The sequence below is a fragment of the Vibrio sp. ArtGut-C1 genome, assembly GCF_002105475.1.
Classification (GTDB): domain Bacteria; phylum Pseudomonadota; class Gammaproteobacteria; order Enterobacterales; family Vibrionaceae; genus Vibrio; species Vibrio diabolicus.
In genome coordinates this window covers 128,807-144,469 of the sequence record NZ_NCTH01000006.1, presented here as the reverse complement: position 1 = coordinate 144,469, position 15,663 = coordinate 128,807, and the positions used below count along the sequence as shown (strand labels likewise).

At 45.3% G+C, this 15,663-nt stretch carries 11 protein-coding genes; 7 read left to right on the top strand and 4 right to left on the bottom strand.

Features of this window, described 5'->3' with window-relative positions; translation table 11 throughout:
- Positions 1 to 3: 3 nt before the first annotated feature.
- On the bottom strand, positions 4 to 1,932 hold the full coding sequence (gene thrS, locus B7360_RS07480) for a threonine--tRNA ligase (RefSeq protein WP_005395892.1): 1,929 nt from the start codon (positions 1,930 to 1,932) through the stop codon (positions 4 to 6).
- Between the two features lie 410 nt (positions 1,933 to 2,342).
- Here thrS and B7360_RS07475 point away from each other — a divergent pair, with 410 nt between their 5' ends.
- Entirely contained in the window at positions 2,343 to 3,320 is a 978-nt protein-coding gene (locus tag B7360_RS07475; RefSeq protein ID WP_085343165.1) for a DUF3187 family protein, read from the top strand.
- Positions 3,321 to 3,326: 6 nt separating this feature from the next.
- Here the strand turns inward: B7360_RS07475 and B7360_RS07470 are convergent, their stop codons facing one another.
- The gene (locus B7360_RS07470; protein WP_005385491.1) at positions 3,327 to 4,070 is read right to left on the bottom strand and encodes a sporulation protein; all 744 of its coding nucleotides are present in this window, start codon (positions 4,068 to 4,070) and stop codon (positions 3,327 to 3,329) included.
- Positions 4,071 to 4,317: 247 nt separating this feature from the next.
- Between B7360_RS07470 and hutC the strand changes: the two genes are divergently transcribed.
- The 6 genes from hutC to B7360_RS07440 all read left to right on the top strand — a co-directional run bounded on the left by hutC (position 4,318) and on the right by B7360_RS07440 (position 11,798).
- Positions 4,318 to 5,025: a histidine utilization repressor gene (gene hutC, locus B7360_RS07465; RefSeq protein WP_085343163.1), complete on the top strand. Its 708-nt coding sequence runs from the start codon at positions 4,318 to 4,320 to the stop codon at positions 5,023 to 5,025.
- 129 nt (positions 5,026 to 5,154) lie between these two features.
- Positions 5,155 to 6,405: an imidazolonepropionase gene (gene hutI, locus B7360_RS07460; protein ID WP_085343161.1), complete on the top strand. Its 1,251-nt coding sequence runs from the start codon at positions 5,155 to 5,157 to the stop codon at positions 6,403 to 6,405.
- Position 6,406: 1 nt separating this feature from the next.
- Positions 6,407 to 7,417 (top strand): formimidoylglutamase, encoded by a 1,011-nt coding sequence (gene hutG, locus B7360_RS07455; RefSeq protein WP_085343159.1) that lies wholly within the window; start codon positions 6,407 to 6,409, stop codon positions 7,415 to 7,417.
- 73 nt (positions 7,418 to 7,490) lie between these two features.
- Positions 7,491 to 9,188, top strand: coding sequence for a urocanate hydratase (gene hutU / locus B7360_RS07450; protein ID WP_005395885.1), 1,698 nt, complete (start codon positions 7,491 to 7,493; stop codon positions 9,186 to 9,188).
- A gap of 11 nt (positions 9,189 to 9,199) precedes the next feature.
- Positions 9,200 to 10,735 (top strand): histidine ammonia-lyase, encoded by a 1,536-nt coding sequence (gene hutH, locus B7360_RS07445; RefSeq protein ID WP_012841910.1) that lies wholly within the window; start codon positions 9,200 to 9,202, stop codon positions 10,733 to 10,735.
- A 337-nt stretch (positions 10,736 to 11,072) separates the two neighbouring features.
- Positions 11,073 to 11,798 carry a DUF3581 domain-containing protein gene (locus B7360_RS07440; RefSeq protein ID WP_005395883.1) on the top strand — a complete coding sequence of 242 codons (726 nt, stop codon included), beginning with the start codon at positions 11,073 to 11,075 and terminating at the stop codon, positions 11,796 to 11,798.
- 110 nt (positions 11,799 to 11,908) lie between these two features.
- Here B7360_RS07440 and B7360_RS07435 read toward each other — a convergent pair whose 3' ends face one another.
- Together B7360_RS07435 and B7360_RS07430 are read right to left on the bottom strand one after the other, a co-directional pair.
- On the bottom strand, positions 11,909 to 12,370 hold the full coding sequence (locus B7360_RS07435; protein WP_085343157.1) for an isoprenylcysteine carboxylmethyltransferase family protein: 462 nt from the start codon (positions 12,368 to 12,370) through the stop codon (positions 11,909 to 11,911).
- 73 nt (positions 12,371 to 12,443) lie between these two features.
- Positions 12,444 to 15,479, bottom strand: coding sequence for an FAD-binding and (Fe-S)-binding domain-containing protein (locus B7360_RS07430; RefSeq protein ID WP_085343155.1), 3,036 nt, complete (start codon positions 15,477 to 15,479; stop codon positions 12,444 to 12,446).
- Between the last annotated feature and the right edge of the window lie 184 nt (positions 15,480 to 15,663).

The window sequence follows — 15,663 nt, the reverse complement described above, 5'->3', positions numbered from 1 at the left end:
AGCTTATTCCTCCAGATTGAGCTTACGGCTAGAGATCTCGTCTTGGATGTATGCAATAAAATCATCCACTTTAAATTTACCAAGATCTTTACCTTTACGAGTACGTACTGCAATTTCGCCAGCTTCCATTTCTTGGTCACCAACAACAAGCATATACGGTACACGCTTCAAAGTATGTTCGCGGATTTTAAAGCCAATCTTCTCATTTCTCAAGTCCGCTTTAGCTCTAATTCCACTTTTTTGTAGTTTTTGTACTATTTCTTGAACATAACCTGACTGTTTATCAGTAATGTTCATAAGAACTGCTTGTTCTGGCGCCAACCAAGTTGGGAAGAAACCAGCATATTCTTCGATAAGGATACCGATGAAGCGCTCTAGTGAACCTAGAATCGCACGGTGAATCATTACCGGTACAAGACGTTCGTTATTTTCACCTACATAAGTAGCGCCTAGGCGACCTGGTAGGTTGAAGTCTAGCTGGACAGTACCACACTGCCAAGCACGGTCTAGACAATCGTATAGTGTGAATTCAATCTTAGGACCGTAGAACGCACCCTCACCTTCTTGAATTTCGTATGGGATATCCATCGATTCAAGAGACTGCTTCAATGCTTCTTCAGATTGATCCCAGATTTCATCTGAACCTACACGTTTCTCTGGACGAGTAGACAGTTTCACTACGATGTTGTCGAAACCAAATGTTTGGTACGTATCGTACACCATCTTGATGCAGTTTGTTACTTCTTCTTGGATTTGGCTCTCAGTACAGAAAATGTGAGCATCATCCTGAGTAAAGCCACGTACACGCATAATGCCGTGTAGTGCACCAGATGGTTCGTTACGGTGACATGAGCCGAACTCAGCCATACGTAGCGGTAGGTCGCGGTACGATTTTAGACCTTGGTTGAAGATCTGTACGTGACCTGGACAGTTCATTGGCTTAATTGCGTATTCACGGTTCTCAGAAGAAGTTGTGAACATTGCATCAGCGTATTTATCCCAGTGACCTGAGCGTTCCCAAAGAACACGGTCCATCATTAGCGGACCTTTTACTTCTTGGTAACCGTACTCATCTAGCTTAGCGCGGATGAATACTTCCAGATCACGGAAAATAGACCAACCATTGTGATGCCAGAACACCATACCCGGTGCTTCTTGCTGCATGTGGAATAGGTCTAGTTGCTTACCAATCTTACGGTGGTCACGCTTCGCCGCTTCTTCTAGGCGAGTTAGATGCGCTTTCAGTGCTTTCTTATCGTGGAAAGCCGTACCGTAGATACGTTGAAGCATTTTATTGTCGCTGTTACCACGCCAGTAAGCACCTGCCACATTCAATAGGGTGAAGTGTTGACAGAAGCTCATGTTAGGAACGTGAGGACCACGACACATGTCGATGTATTCTTCATGGTGGTAAAGACCTGGACGATCATCACGAGATACGTTTTCGTCTAGGATTTCCACTTTGTATGGTTCGCCACGTGATTCAAACGTATCACGCGCTTCCTGCCAGCTTACTTTTTTCTTAACAACTTCGTACTTGGTTTTCGCTAGCTCTTTCATACGCTTTTCAATCTTTTCAAGATCTTCTTGCGTTAGAGACTCATCTAGGTCGATATCGTAGTAGAAGCCGTTGTCGATGGTTGGACCAATCGCCATTTTAGCTTGTGGGTAAAGCTGCTTAAGAGCGTGACCAAGAAGGTGAGCACAAGAGTGACGAACGATTTCTAGACCGTCTACTTCATCTTTTACGGTGATGATTTCAAGGCTTGCGTCTTCTTCAATTAGGTCACACGCATCAACGCGGTTACCGTTTACACGACCAGCGATCGTTGCTTTTGCAAGACCAGGACCGATCGATTGCGCAACTTCCATAGTAGAAACTGGGTTGTCAAATTGACGCTGACTGCCGTCAGGAAGAGTAATAATAGGCATGCTATGTCCTTTACAGTGGTGTTGCACACCAAGCAACACATGTTATTCAAATTAGAAGCTATTTGTTGAAAATAGTTGAGAGTCAATAAAGGCCTCTCGGTAACACGAATACCGGACCGTTATCGAAAATGGGATTGTACCTAGCTCACATTTAGATTGCAAAGCGCGATTTTGTTTTATCATAAGAACTTAACCTCAGGCCTCGTTGCGACAATCTGATGATTATTCTTAAGGGCTCACATCATTTGTAAACGGAGTTCCCCCCTCCCAATAGAACTTGAATACACAACTGGTATAATAGTTCCTGATACATATTAACCAACACAGGACCCAGCACACCTAGTTCCACCTCAAAGTGCAATTTAGGTATATAGTTGTTTTATTGAGTAGTTTGCATGTAGGTGTTCATCATGATCTATTTCAAATCTCGCTTTATGGGGCTTCTAAGCACTTCGATATGCTGTGTACCAGCCATGGCATCAAATGACCTGTATGGGCCGCTACGTTCTTACGCACAATCTCCGATGCAAGTGGTTAGCCATACCAATATACTGCGCTCAGGGCATAGCCTTCCCTCTGATTTTGTCGAAACCTATGGCTCAGGAACCGTGGCCAGTGTTTGGGCTCATACTGATGAATACGCACTGGATTATTACCACAACCAAATCGAAATTGGCAGCAAGTGGCAAATCAATAGCAGTTGGCAATGGGAACTCAATTATCGGTGGGTTTTTGCCGCTGATAACCATTTAGATGGACTGACTAAAAGCTTCCATAACCTTTTCGGTATCGGACAGAATGGCCGAGACAAAGTAGACAGAGATCGTTTTTACATTTCAATGCCGCAATATGATGTGCTAGAAGATGATTTCGAAGGACAAACGCTTGCCAACAACTTATCTACTTATTTGCAATATCAAGTGTTTCAGAATGAACATCACGGCCTATCTATTGGTGGCAGCTTATATTTTAATGATGTTGCTCACGGGACTTTTCAAGGCAGTAATTTCGAGCAAGGCTTCCAAATAAATTACAGTTATTTGAGTGACGCCCATGCATTTTACTCGATGGTTGGCATGACTTTTCGCTCAGATGATCGCGCCTTGCTGGATCTACCCTATCGGCATAATACGATTGCAGCTGCAGCTGGGTACCGTTATGCATTGGAAGATAACCACCACCTGATGTTTGAATACCATTGGTATCAAGGCTCGACAGAAGGACCCGCAGAGTTTGCTGATGCCTCTAATGAACTGGTATTAGGCTATCGATATCTAATGGAAAACTCCGCGCTTGAGTTTTTAGCCGTAGAGAACGCACGAAACATGGATAACAGTACCGATATCGCTTTCACAATAGGATATCGGTACATATTCTCATCAAGTTGATGAGAACTATAGATTTAGCGTTGGTGCAACCGCGGCAGCGACTTGAGCATCAGTTGCATTGATCGGCAACGTAAACGAGCGATATTGGTCACCAGCCAAGCTGAGCGAACGGTCAATCTCCGCCAAACAATGCATGACCTGCCCTTCCAGAATAAAAGAAAGCTCAATTTCTTTTGATGAGATAAAGCCGTTATTTCGGAACTCTAGCTCTTGATAAATTCCAGAGCGAGAAGCAAACGAGCCACCGCGCAAAAAGCCTTTTTCAACATCGGCTTTAACCATAGTGAAACCAGCTTGCTCGATCGCTTGAATAACGCGAGATGCTACTGGTAGTGGTTTCACTTCAATATAGTCACGGTCACGCGGGTCAATCGCAAAATCAATATCTAACGTCGTTTCAACCCAAACATGGCATTGATTCTTAAGTGCGCTAACCGCAGTAATTGGCGTTTCATCATGCAGTTTTAGCTCAAACGGAACCTGCTTCTCTTCATTCGGTTGAATCACAAAGGGGTCTACCGCCTTCAGCTGATCAATAGTGAACGTTTGGTAACTTACGCTATCATCCACTTCGACTTTCATCTCTGTGTTCAATTTAATAGTAATAGCATCAATTTGTTGTTCGACGTCTCCGCCTTTGATATGAACATGCCCTTTCAGCGTCGCTCCTTGAAACACGCTCATTTCGTCTAAAATCGTATCTACTTTTGCAGAACCGATCCCCAGTGATGCTTTCAATTTTTTAAACATGTTTTTCCTTTTTAGCGACTTTTCTTCTCATAATCGTTTGTTTACACAATTGTTTTATACTCTGCAAGCAATAGACCACAAGAAAATGTTCGAATTCCATCATCAATCCAAATAATGCTCAACAGCAAGAATCATTCAGCCCCACAATAGGATTGTTCTGTCACTAAGTGGTGCATTCGTCGAGAAATGTTTGCAATTTGTACCTAAATTAAGCAGTATTTGTATAGTCAAATAAAAGGGAATCATTATGTCTGCACCACTCTACATTCAAATCAAACAATTTATCCTCGATAAAATTGATGCTGGAGAGTGGATAGTTGGTCATCGTATCGCCACAGAGATTGAGCTTACCGAGCAATTTGGTGTCAGTAGAATGACAGTGAACAAAGCAATTCGGGACTTAGTTAATGAGGGCCGATTACAACGTCGCCCACGCTTAGGTACGTTTGTGTGTAATCCTGGTGAAAAGTCAGAATCTCCTCTGTTAGACATTCGAAACATTGCCGAAGAAGTCAGCGACCGAGGGCGACAATATAGCAGTAAAGTGCTCAAACAAGTTGCCATAAAAGCAGATGACAGCATTGCGACAAAACTCGGCGTCATGCTTGGCACAACGGTGTTTTACAGTGAAATCATTCACTATGAAGACCAAACGCCTATTCAATTGGAACTCCGCTGGGTGAACAGCCAATATGCCCCGAGTTATTTAAATCAAGACTTCACACAAATCACTCCGAATCAATACCTGTCAGATAATTGCCCACTCAGCGCTATTGAGCATACCGTAGAGGCAATTGTGCCTGACGGCCGTATTAAGCAAGACTTAAAAATGCAAGCCAATGAGCCTTGCCTTCTCTTGAATCGCAGAACGTGGAGCCAAGATAAGTTAGTCAGTACCGCCCTACTTTATCACCCTGGTAACAAATATAAGCTGAGCTCAAAAGTGCTCATTTAATGACAAGATTGGTCCTATAGATCTACGTTTTGATCACATTTTAGCAACATCAATCTTGTCAGTGTTCTTATTTTGCTCTATTTATTTGTATATACATTTAATGATACAAATAAACACAGGGACACAAACATGGATTTGCTGATTGAAAACGCACGTCTGGTCACCATGCAGTCGGGAGAGCGCGGTTATCTGCCAACGTCTCCTGCTCGTATTGGCATTCAATCTGGAAAAATCGTTGCGATCAGCACCTGTGCAATTGGTGAAGACGAACCGCAAACCGAGTCTCTGCTGTCTGCCCAACATTACGCTCAGAGTATCGACCTTCAAGGCAAGTTAGTTCTGCCAGGTTTGATCGACTGCCACACTCATCTTATTTATGCGGGCAATCGTGCCAACGAATTTGAAATGCGCTTAAACGGCGTGCCATATCAAGAAATTTCCAAACAAGGCGGTGGGATACTTTCAACGGTGCATGCGACGCGTTCAGCAACCGAAGCGCAATTAGTTGAGTTAGCGTTGCCACGTTTAGACGGGCTACTCGCGAGCGGCGTCACTTCTGTCGAAGTGAAATCAGGCTACGGATTGACACTGAATGACGAAGTAAAAATGCTCCGTGCAGCCAAAATGCTTGAACAAGAGCGCAAAGTTAAAATCACCACTACACTTCTTGCCGCTCACGCCATTCCGCCTGAGTTCCAAGGCCGTGCAGATGACTATATTGAGCACATTTGTCAGGACATAATCCCTGTTGTCGCAAAGGAAGAATTAGCCACGAGTGTCGATGTTTTTTGTGAATCGATTGGTTTCAATCTTGAACAAACAGAAAAAGTGTTTGTAGCTGCAAAACGCCACGGCTTAAAGGTTAAAGGGCATACAGAGCAACTTTCGAATCTCGGTGGTACAGCCCTCACTGCGCAATACAACGGTCTGTCAGCGGATCACATCGAGTTTTTAGATGAGCAAGGTGTTAAAACACTTGCTCGCTCAAACACTGTCGCCACTCTACTGCCTGGCGCTTTTTATTTTCTAAGAGAAACTCAGTTACCACCGATTGAGTTGTTGAGAGAGCATAACGTGCCGATGGCAATTGCTACGGATGTCAACCCAGGTACATCACCGTTTTCTGATCTCACACTCATGCTGAATATGGCGTGCACACTATTTCGCCTTACGCCGCAAGAAGCTCTGCGTGGTGTAACGCAACATGCAGCCAAAGCTCTGGGTTATCAAAACTCACGTGGCACCATCAAAGTAGGGTTTGATGCGGACTTCTCTATCTGGGATATCGAAAGTCCTGCAGATTTAAGCTATCAAGTCGGAACAAAACGTCTAGTAGGTCGTATAGTAAATGGTGAATACATTTCACACGGAGGCCAATAATATGTCTCAATTCGACCTACACTCCCCCCTATTTCATTGGCAAGGCCGTCATGATGCCGAGGACGGCAAGCTTGGTCAGCGAATTCATCACGTGGTTCAACGCCAGAAAGCAGATGAGTTAGGGGCAGTTGCGCATGGCGTCTCATTACTGGGTTTTGCTACGGATGCTGGCGTAGCGAGAAACAAAGGACGCATTGGCGCGAAAAAAGCGCCAGACTTAATCCGACGAGCACTCGCTAATTTAGCATGGCACCAAGACGTCCCACTATATGACTTAGGCACCGTGGTGTGCGAAGACGACTTACTGGAAGAGAGCCAATCTCTATGTGCGGCAACCATTTCAAGCGCACTACCTCATACGCCTGTCATCGTGTTAGGTGGCGGGCATGAGATTGCGTGGGCCTCGTTTTCCGGCTTAGCGGAGTATTTTAAAGCGCACTATCCAGAGAAGAAGCCTAAAATCGGTATCATAAATTTCGATGCGCATTTCGATTTACGCGCATTCGAGAGCAGCATCGCCGACATCAAACCAAGCTCTGGCACTCCCTTCAACCAAATTCATCATTTTTGCCAACGTAACGATTGGGACTTTCATTACGCTTGCATTGGCGTAAGCCGCAGTAGCAACACTAAAGCGCTATTTGAAAAAGCAGATGCGTTAAATGTTTGGTATGTAGAAGATAATCAGCTTTGCTACCTAAACCACAGTTATCACTTAACCCAGCTTCAACATTTTATTGACGACTGTGATTACCTCTATTTGACCATTGATCTGGATGTATTTCCCGCCGCAACCGCACCAGGGGTCAGCGCCCCTGCGGCTCGAGGAGTAAGTTACGACACAATTGCACCATTTTTAGATCGAATTCTTCATTACAAAAATAAGCTCATGCTGGCTGATATCGCCGAATACAACCCTAATTATGACGTCGATAGTCAAACTGCACGCTTAGCTGCCCGTTTGTGTTGGGATATCGCCAACGCGATGGCGGAAAAGCAACACAAACCATAACGCATCCTAGATGCCGCTTATTATTACGACCAAGCAAGTACTTGGTCATCACGAGAAACTAAAGGAGTCTGAAATGACACAGCGCCAGGGACAAGATCCACGACTTGATACAAGCAGAACAATTCGTGCACCTCACGGAGATAAACTGCGCGCAAAATCTTGGCTAACCGAAGCCCCTCTTCGTATGCTGATGAACAACCTTGATCCTGATGTTGCAGAACATCCACACTCGCTGGTTGTATATGGAGGCATTGGCCGTGCAGCACGAAACTGGGAATGTTACGACAAGATTGTTGAAGTACTTGAAAGACTCGAAGATGACCAAACGCTTTTAGTTCAATCAGGCAAGCCTGTTGGTGTTTTCCCTACCCATAAAAACGCCCCACGCGTGCTTATCGCAAACTCAAACCTCGTTCCTCATTGGGCAAACTGGGAACACTTCAACGAGCTCGATAAACAAGGCTTGATGATGTACGGCCAAATGACCGCTGGCAGCTGGATATACATTGGCTCGCAAGGTATCGTACAAGGCACATACGAAACATTCGTATCTGTTGCGAAAAAGCACTTTGACGGCGAAGCAAAAGGCCGATGGATTCTAACTGGCGGTCTTGGTGGTATGGGTGGTGCTCAACCTCTAGCTGGTACGATGGCGGGCTTCTCCATGATTGCGGTAGAGTGTGATGAATCGCGTATCGATTACCGCCTACGTACAGGCTATGTCGATAAGAAAGCGACATCTTTAGATGAAGCGCTTGCTATCATCAAAGAATCAGACACACCAGTATCAGTTGGTCTACTAGGTAATGCAGCAGACGTTTTCTCTGAGTTGGTAGAACGTAATATCACGCCTGATGTAGTAACAGACCAAACATCTGCACACGACCCGCTCAATGGCTACTTACCACAAGGCTGGAGCATGTCTCACGCGGCAGAAATGCGTTTGCAAGATGAAGCAATGGTTGTTAAAGCAGCCAAAAAATCCATGGCAGTGCAAGTTCAAGCCATGTTAGAGCTACAAAATCGCGGCGCCGCAACACTCGACTACGGTAACAACATCCGCCAGATGGCCTTGGAAGAAGGCGTAGAAAACGCATTTGATTTCCCTGGCTTTGTTCCAGCCTACATTCGCCCTCTATTCTGCGAAGGTATCGGTCCTTTCCGTTGGGCTGCTCTCTCTGGCGATCCTGAGGACATCTATAAAACCGACCAAAAAGTAAAAGAGCTAATTCCAGATAATCCGCACTTACATAACTGGCTAGATATGGCTCGCGAGCGCATCCAGTTCCAAGGTTTACCTGCGCGTATTTGCTGGGTTGGTCTTAAAGATCGTGAGCGTCTTGGTCAAGCATTCAACGAAATGGTGAAAAATGGCGAACTTAAGGCGCCTGTTGTCATTGGTCGTGACCACTTAGACTCTGGCTCCGTAGCAAGCCCGAACCGAGAAACAGAAGGCATGATGGACGGTTCTGACGCCGTATCAGACTGGCCACTATTAAACGCACTACTCAATACGGCGGGCGGCGCAACTTGGGTTTCACTGCACCACGGTGGTGGCGTAGGTATGGGCTTCTCGCAACACTCAGGTATGGTTATCTGCTGTGACGGCAGTGAAGATGCCTCAAAACGTATTGCCCGCGTGCTGCATAACGACCCAGCAACAGGCGTGATGCGTCATGCTGATGCGGGATACGATATTGCTAAACAATGTGCAGCAGAGCAAGGGCTAGATTTGCCAATGCTCAACGAAGAACTGAAGAAGCTCAAGTAAGGATGAAAGAGATGTTAAATTTAACGCTAAAGCCAGGTCATATTAGCTTAAACGAACTACGCCAAGTGAGCCGTTCACCAGTCAACCTTACTTTGGATCCTGAAGCCATTCCGGCCATTGAAGAAAGCACGCAAGTAGTGGATCGTGTCATCGCGGAAGATAGAACGGTTTACGGAATTAACACTGGTTTTGGTCTATTGGCTAACACACGAATAGCACCAGAAGATTTAGAAACTCTGCAACGCAGTATCGTTCTTTCTCATGCAGCAGGTATCGGTGAGTTTATGTCAGACGAAACGGTTCGTCTGATGATGGTATTGAAAATCAATAGTCTGTCTCGTGGTTTTTCTGGTATTCGCCTAAAAGTCATTAATATGCTGACCGACCTAGTTAACGCACAAGTTTACCCTTGCGTACCTAAAAAGGGCTCTGTCGGCGCATCAGGTGACTTAGCTCCTCTGGCCCATATGAGCACAGTATTACTAGGTGAAGGACAAGCTCGTCACAACGGTAACATCATTTCTGGGCAAGAAGCGTTAAAAATCGCAGGTCTAGAACCCATAACTCTGGCGCCGAAAGAAGGCTTAGCGCTGCTAAATGGTACCCAGGCATCAACAGCGTTCGCATTAGAAGGTCTGTTTATCGCGGAAGATCTTTTCGCTTCGGCTACAGTATGTGGCGCAATGTCTGTCGAAGCCGCTCTCGGCAGCCGACGTCCATTCGATCCACGCATTCACCGTGTACGTGGTCATCGCAGCCAAATGGACGCAGCACTGGCCTACCGTCATCTATTGGATACATCAAGTGACATTGGTGATTCGCATACTAACTGTGAAAAAGTGCAAGACCCGTATTCGTTGCGCTGTCAGCCTCAAGTAATGGGGGCGTGTTTGCAGCAAATCCGCAACGCTGCAGAAGTATTGCAAGTAGAAGCAAACTCCGTATCAGATAACCCGTTGGTGTTTGCTGAAGATGACGACATCATCTCTGGCGGTAACTTCCACGCTGAGCCTGTTGCAATGGCAGCTGACAACCTAGCACTGGCGATTGCTGAGATCGGCAGCCTGTCTGAACGTCGTATGGCATTGCTTATCGATAGCGCATTATCAAAATTACCACCGTTCTTAGTTGATAATGGCGGTGTGAACTCTGGTTTCATGATTGCCCAAGTCACCTCTGCTGCGCTAGCAAGCGAAAACAAAACGCTCGCTCACCCAGCGTCAGTAGACAGCTTGCCAACATCAGCAAACCAAGAAGATCACGTTTCAATGGCAACCTTCGCGGCTCGCAGATTGAAAGAAATGGGAGAAAACACTCGCGGTATTCTAGCGGTCGAATACCTATCAGCAGCACAAGGCCTAGACTTTAGAGCACCAAACAAGTCCTCTGAGCGTATCGAGATTGCCAAACAAATGTTGCGTGAAAAAGTATCGTTCTACGATAAAGATCGCTACTTTGCGCCGGACATTGAACAGGCCAATACTCTGCTTAAGCTGGCTATTCACAACACGCTCATGCCAGAGAGTCTGTTACCAAGTGTTCAGTAATCCAGCATTACCAGCACTTAATCTAAAAACCGGATGATAATTTGAAGGCTCCACGTTTCGCGTGGAGCTTTTTTATCTCCTCATTAAACGTATTCCCAGCGATCTTTATGAACACTTGCATATTGTTATTGCTATACTTTTAAAAATAGCCGACGTAATAAAGTCGCTGTTTATTGCTTTCACAAATAAAAGCGTTGCTAAAGTATGCGTTTTTAACGATTTATCCGCCGAAATAGTGTCTTATTGTTAGGATACGGTGAAGTTTTCACTGGATGGACCATTGCTACGCAGATATTCGCATATAATCCCACACAGTTTTGGTTACTACGTAAAAATTATGTTTCTAACACCTTATTTTTCAAACACTAATCACCAGTTTCAGTTCACTCGCGAACAAGCAAGCCACTTTGCAAAACGTGTCGCAGGTGACTACAACCCAATCCACGATGAAGACAACAAACGCTTTTGTGTCCCTGGGGACTTACTTTTCGCAGTGCTTCTTAGTAAAGAAGGCGTCAGCCAAAAAATGCGTTTTAACTTCTCTGGCATGGTAAACGATGGTGTAGCACTTCATATTGAAAATAAGTGTGAAAAAGAAAGCGCCGTTGTTGACGAGGCAGGTAAAGAATACTTACACATGTCCCGTGAAGGTGAGACTAACCACGATCCCGCATTTATTGAGCATGTCGTAACAAATTACGTGCAATTCTCTGGCATGAACTTCCCTCACATCATGGTTCCTCTTATGGAAGAGAAGCAAATGATGATCAACTGCCAACGTCCATTAGTTATTTATGAAAGCATGGAAGTTGAATTTTCACGCTTAGACCTTACACATCCAGAAGTGGATTTCACTGGCGCAACATTCGACGTGGAAGGTAAACGTGGGGTAGTCACCTTAAACTTTGCGTTCAAAGAAGACGGTGAAGTCGTTGGCAAAGGCATCAAGCGCATGGTTGCAAGCGGCTTGAAGCCATATGACCAAGAAGCGGTTGACGATCTTGTACGCCGTTTCAATGAACGTAAGGATGCATTCCTAGCAAAGTTCGTTAAGGCAGCCTAATCGACTGCCCTATCAGAAGCGCTCAAAAAACGTGTTTACTAAAAGAAAGCCCAACGTCGATCGTTGGGCTTTCTTTTTATGTCTCATCCAAATAAAACTAAACGCAATGCTTAGATCCAGCGGCGGACGTGGTTTTTGTAATCCAGATACTCTTCACCAAACAATCGCTCTAGAACACGTTCCTCTGGCTTGATTTGAAATCGATTCATATAACTGACAAATACAACGCTACAAAGCACCACACTCAAGTGCTGCCACCACAAACCAATTGCAATGATTAGAAGCAGTAGCGCCATATACATCGGGTTGCGAGAAAAAGAAAATACGCCAGTTCTCACCACGGAAGAGGCCGTGTCAGGCTTTACAGGGTTAACCGTCGTTTTTACTTTATGGAATTCATACACACCAGCAATGCCCATATAACCAGAGAGCAAAGTTAACCCGCCAACCACAACCTCGACAAAGGGCACACTAATATTCAGGCTCGGCACCAGAACTGTCAGTCCATACATGAGTAGTATGACCAACAAAAACACCGCAACAGGTGGGACTTTGAGTTCAAGTTTTCTCAAGATTCATATCCTTTGAAATTGTTGTATGTGACTTCTAAAAAAGCCCAGTAAAACTGGGCTTAATTTGATGTGATTATATCAAAGTTAACAGCGCCTGAACGGGATGTTTGGGCTTTGTTCCTTCAAAGCGTTTCACTTGGCTGCGGCAAGAGTAGCCAGTAATCAAACATCTCTCGTTATCTAACTTATCTAAGCTTGGCTTCCAGCTTAAATTGTAAATGTCTTTCGACATCGACAACTTATCGACCTCGTGACCAAACGTACCCGCCATACCACAACAACCAACCGGTACCGTATTTAAAACCGCACCAAAGTGAGCAAAAATAGCGCCCCACTCTTTTTCCGCATTCGGCATTTTGGTTTTTTCAGTACAGTGCGCAAACAGATACCAAGGTTCCTGCGCGTTATGCTCTCCGCTTTCAAACGCTTCTAGTCTTGGGTAAAGCCATTCGTGGGCCGTTAGTACATCGAAATCACCTCGCTTACTGCCAAGTACTTCAGCGTATTCATCTCGATAACACAGCACCAATGCAGGGTCGACACCAACTAATGGAATATCCAGATCCGCTACCATCGCCAAAAACTTCGCTGTATCGGCTGCTGTATCCTTAAACTGACGTAGAAAGCCTTTAATGTGTTGTGCTTTACCATTCGGCTTAAATGGCAGAAGCACCGGATGCATACCCAGCTTTTTCAATAATTTAACGAAGTCTTCTACAACATCGGCGTCGTAGTAGCTAGTGAATGGGTCTTGAACAATTAAAACATGCTTGCTCTTTTCAGACGAAGACAAACCGCTGAGCGCTTGCAGATCATAAGGCGTTGTCAGCGACTCTACTCGTTGTTTCAATGTAGGTACTGATAACAACGGCGCATCGACATACCCAACTGTTGAAGCCGTTAAGCTCTTGACCCACGACTGCTTCAAAACACCGTTTACGACACCTGGCGCTTTCGCCATCATCGGCAGCATAGTCTCTATGTTCGCAACCAGATAATCTTTTGCTGGACGTTGGTAACGAGAGTGATAAATGTTTAAAAAGCGTGAGCGGAAACTCGGAACGTCGACTTTAATCGGACACTGGCTCGCACACGCTTTACACGCTAAACAACCATTCATCGCTTCATACACTTCGTGGGAGAAATCGTATTCGTGACGACGATTGATAGAATGACGTACGCGGTCAATCATGGTTTTGATTGATGTTTTGTTTTCTAGCGTTTGCTTTTCTAAGTCAAGAATATCAATGCCTTGTTCAGTGAGCTGACGCAACCACTCACGAACCAAACCCGCACGACCTTTCGGTGAATGACGACGATCGGCTGTTACTTTCATCGATGGACACATTGGCGAGCTGGTATCGTAGTTAAAACACAAACCGTTACCGTTACACTCCATCGCTTGCTTAAAGCTGTCACGTACTTGAACGTCAATCTGACGATCGAAGTAACCACGTTTGGTATCGGTAACTTTTACTAACTCTGCATCACTATCAAGCGGCGTACAGATTTTGCCCGGGTTCATTTTGTTGTGTGGATCGAATGCCGCCTTCACACGTCTCAGCTCAGTAAACAACTCATCACCGAAAAACTCAGGGCCATATTCTGAACGGAAACCTTTGCCGTGTTCACCCCACATCAAACCGCCGTATTTCGCCACCAGCTTAACCACTTCATCAGAAACTTCGTGCATCAATGCTTCTTGGTGCGGGTCACACAAATCCAACGCAGGACGTACGTGAAGCACCCCGGCATCGACGTGGCCAAACATGCCGTAATTCAGAGACTTGCTGTCTAACAGCTCTCGAAACTCTACAATGAAGTCTGCCAGGTTTTCTGGTGGCACACAGGTATCTTCAGCGAATGCGACCGGTTTAGCACGACCTTTTGCTGCGCCTAACAAACCCACCGCTTTTTTACGCATGTTGTAAATACGCCCAATGCTCGCTACATCGTTACAAACCTGGTAGCCGATGATGCCCGCTTCTTCTGTTTCCAACATGGTATCGAGCTTGGCGGTCAACGCTGCAACCTGCGCAGCAACCTCTTCTTCGTCCTGACCTGCGTATTCCACCATATTGATGCCAAGCATCTCTTTGTTTGGAACATCGGTAAGCAAATCACTCACGGTGTGCCAGACGATATCTTGCTTCGCGAGATTAAGTACTTTCGAGTCAACGGTTTCTACAGATAGCGCTTTCGCTTCGACCATAAACGGTGCATTACGCAGCGCAGAGTCAAAACTGTTATATTTAACGTTAACCAAAGTACGTGCTTTCGGAATTGGCGTCAGGTTTAGCTTCGCTTCAGTAATAAATGCCAATGAACCTTCCGCGCCACACAGCACTCGTGTGATGTCGAAACGGTCATCGTCTTCATTCAAGGCATTTTTTAAATCGTACCCCGTTAAAAAGCGGTTGAGCGGAGGAAATTTATCCACGATCTGCTGGCGTTTTTCACGACATACGGATTCCGTTACTCGTAGCGCCTTGGCAGCAAACTCGCCTTCTTTGGGGTAGCCGTTGGACAGATCTGATTCTAAAACTGAGCCATCAGCAAACACCGCTTGTAGCGACAATACATGATCGGATGTTTTTCCGTATTTCAGAGAACCTTGACCAGAAGCATCAGTGTTGACCATACCGCCAATCGTTGCACGGTTACTGGTAGATAAGTCTGGAGAGAAGAAGTAACCGTAAGGGCGAACCGCATCATTTAACTGGTCTTTCACTACACCAGTTTGTACACGAACCCAGCCTTCTTTCTCATTAATCTCAAGCACTTTGTTCATGTGGCGAGACATATCCACCACAATACCTTTGGTTAGCGACTGACCATTGGTCCCTGTGCCGCCACCACGAGGTGAAAAGGTAATTCGTTCGTACTTTTCTTTATTGCTCAGTTTCCCGAGGAGAGAAACATCTTCTGTCGTTTTGGGATGAACGACAGACTGAGGAAGTTGCTGGTAAACACTGTTGTCAGTGGCAACCGCGAGTCGGCTTGAATATTGGCTTTCGATATCACCAGTGAATCCGGCGTGCTCAAGCTCTTTCAGAAAACTAAGAACAAGAGGATCGACATCAGTTTGCGAGTGTAATCTTGGTAACATTTGCTTCCTGCCCCTACGACGCTGAATCCGATCAGCTGCGGGTTATGTAATTATTTGCTCACTTCTCATACAAGTTGGCGTTCAGCGAAACAAAACACCACAAAAGAGTAAGTGAAGTAATATTCTTTGAATTTCGTCACTTTACAACATTTAAAAAGACGAGCAAATCAGAATCTCGATACAA

Bases quoted from the DNA above. Each gene is read 5' to 3' on its own strand.
- B7360_RS07475 (WP_085343165.1), top strand. From the start codon at position 2,343: ATGATCTATTTCAAATCTCGCTTTATGGGGCTTCTAAGCACTTCGATA.
- B7360_RS07470 (WP_005385491.1), bottom strand. From the start codon at position 4,070: ATGTTTAAAAAATTGAAAGCATCACTGGGGATCGGTTCTGCAAAAGTA.
- thrS (WP_005395892.1), bottom strand. From the start codon at position 1,932: ATGCCTATTATTACTCTTCCTGACGGCAGTCAGCGTCAATTTGACAAC.
- hutU (WP_005395885.1), top strand. From the start codon at position 7,491: ATGACACAGCGCCAGGGACAAGATCCACGACTTGATACAAGCAGAACA.
- hutG (WP_085343159.1), top strand. From the start codon at position 6,407: ATGTCTCAATTCGACCTACACTCCCCCCTATTTCATTGGCAAGGCCGT.
- B7360_RS07440 (WP_005395883.1), top strand. From the start codon at position 11,073: ATGTTTCTAACACCTTATTTTTCAAACACTAATCACCAGTTTCAGTTC.
- hutH (WP_012841910.1), top strand. From the start codon at position 9,200: ATGTTAAATTTAACGCTAAAGCCAGGTCATATTAGCTTAAACGAACTA.
- B7360_RS07430 (WP_085343155.1), bottom strand. From the start codon at position 15,479: ATGTTACCAAGATTACACTCGCAAACTGATGTCGATCCTCTTGTTCTT.
- hutC (WP_085343163.1), top strand. From the start codon at position 4,318: ATGTCTGCACCACTCTACATTCAAATCAAACAATTTATCCTCGATAAA.
- hutI (WP_085343161.1), top strand. From the start codon at position 5,155: ATGGATTTGCTGATTGAAAACGCACGTCTGGTCACCATGCAGTCGGGA.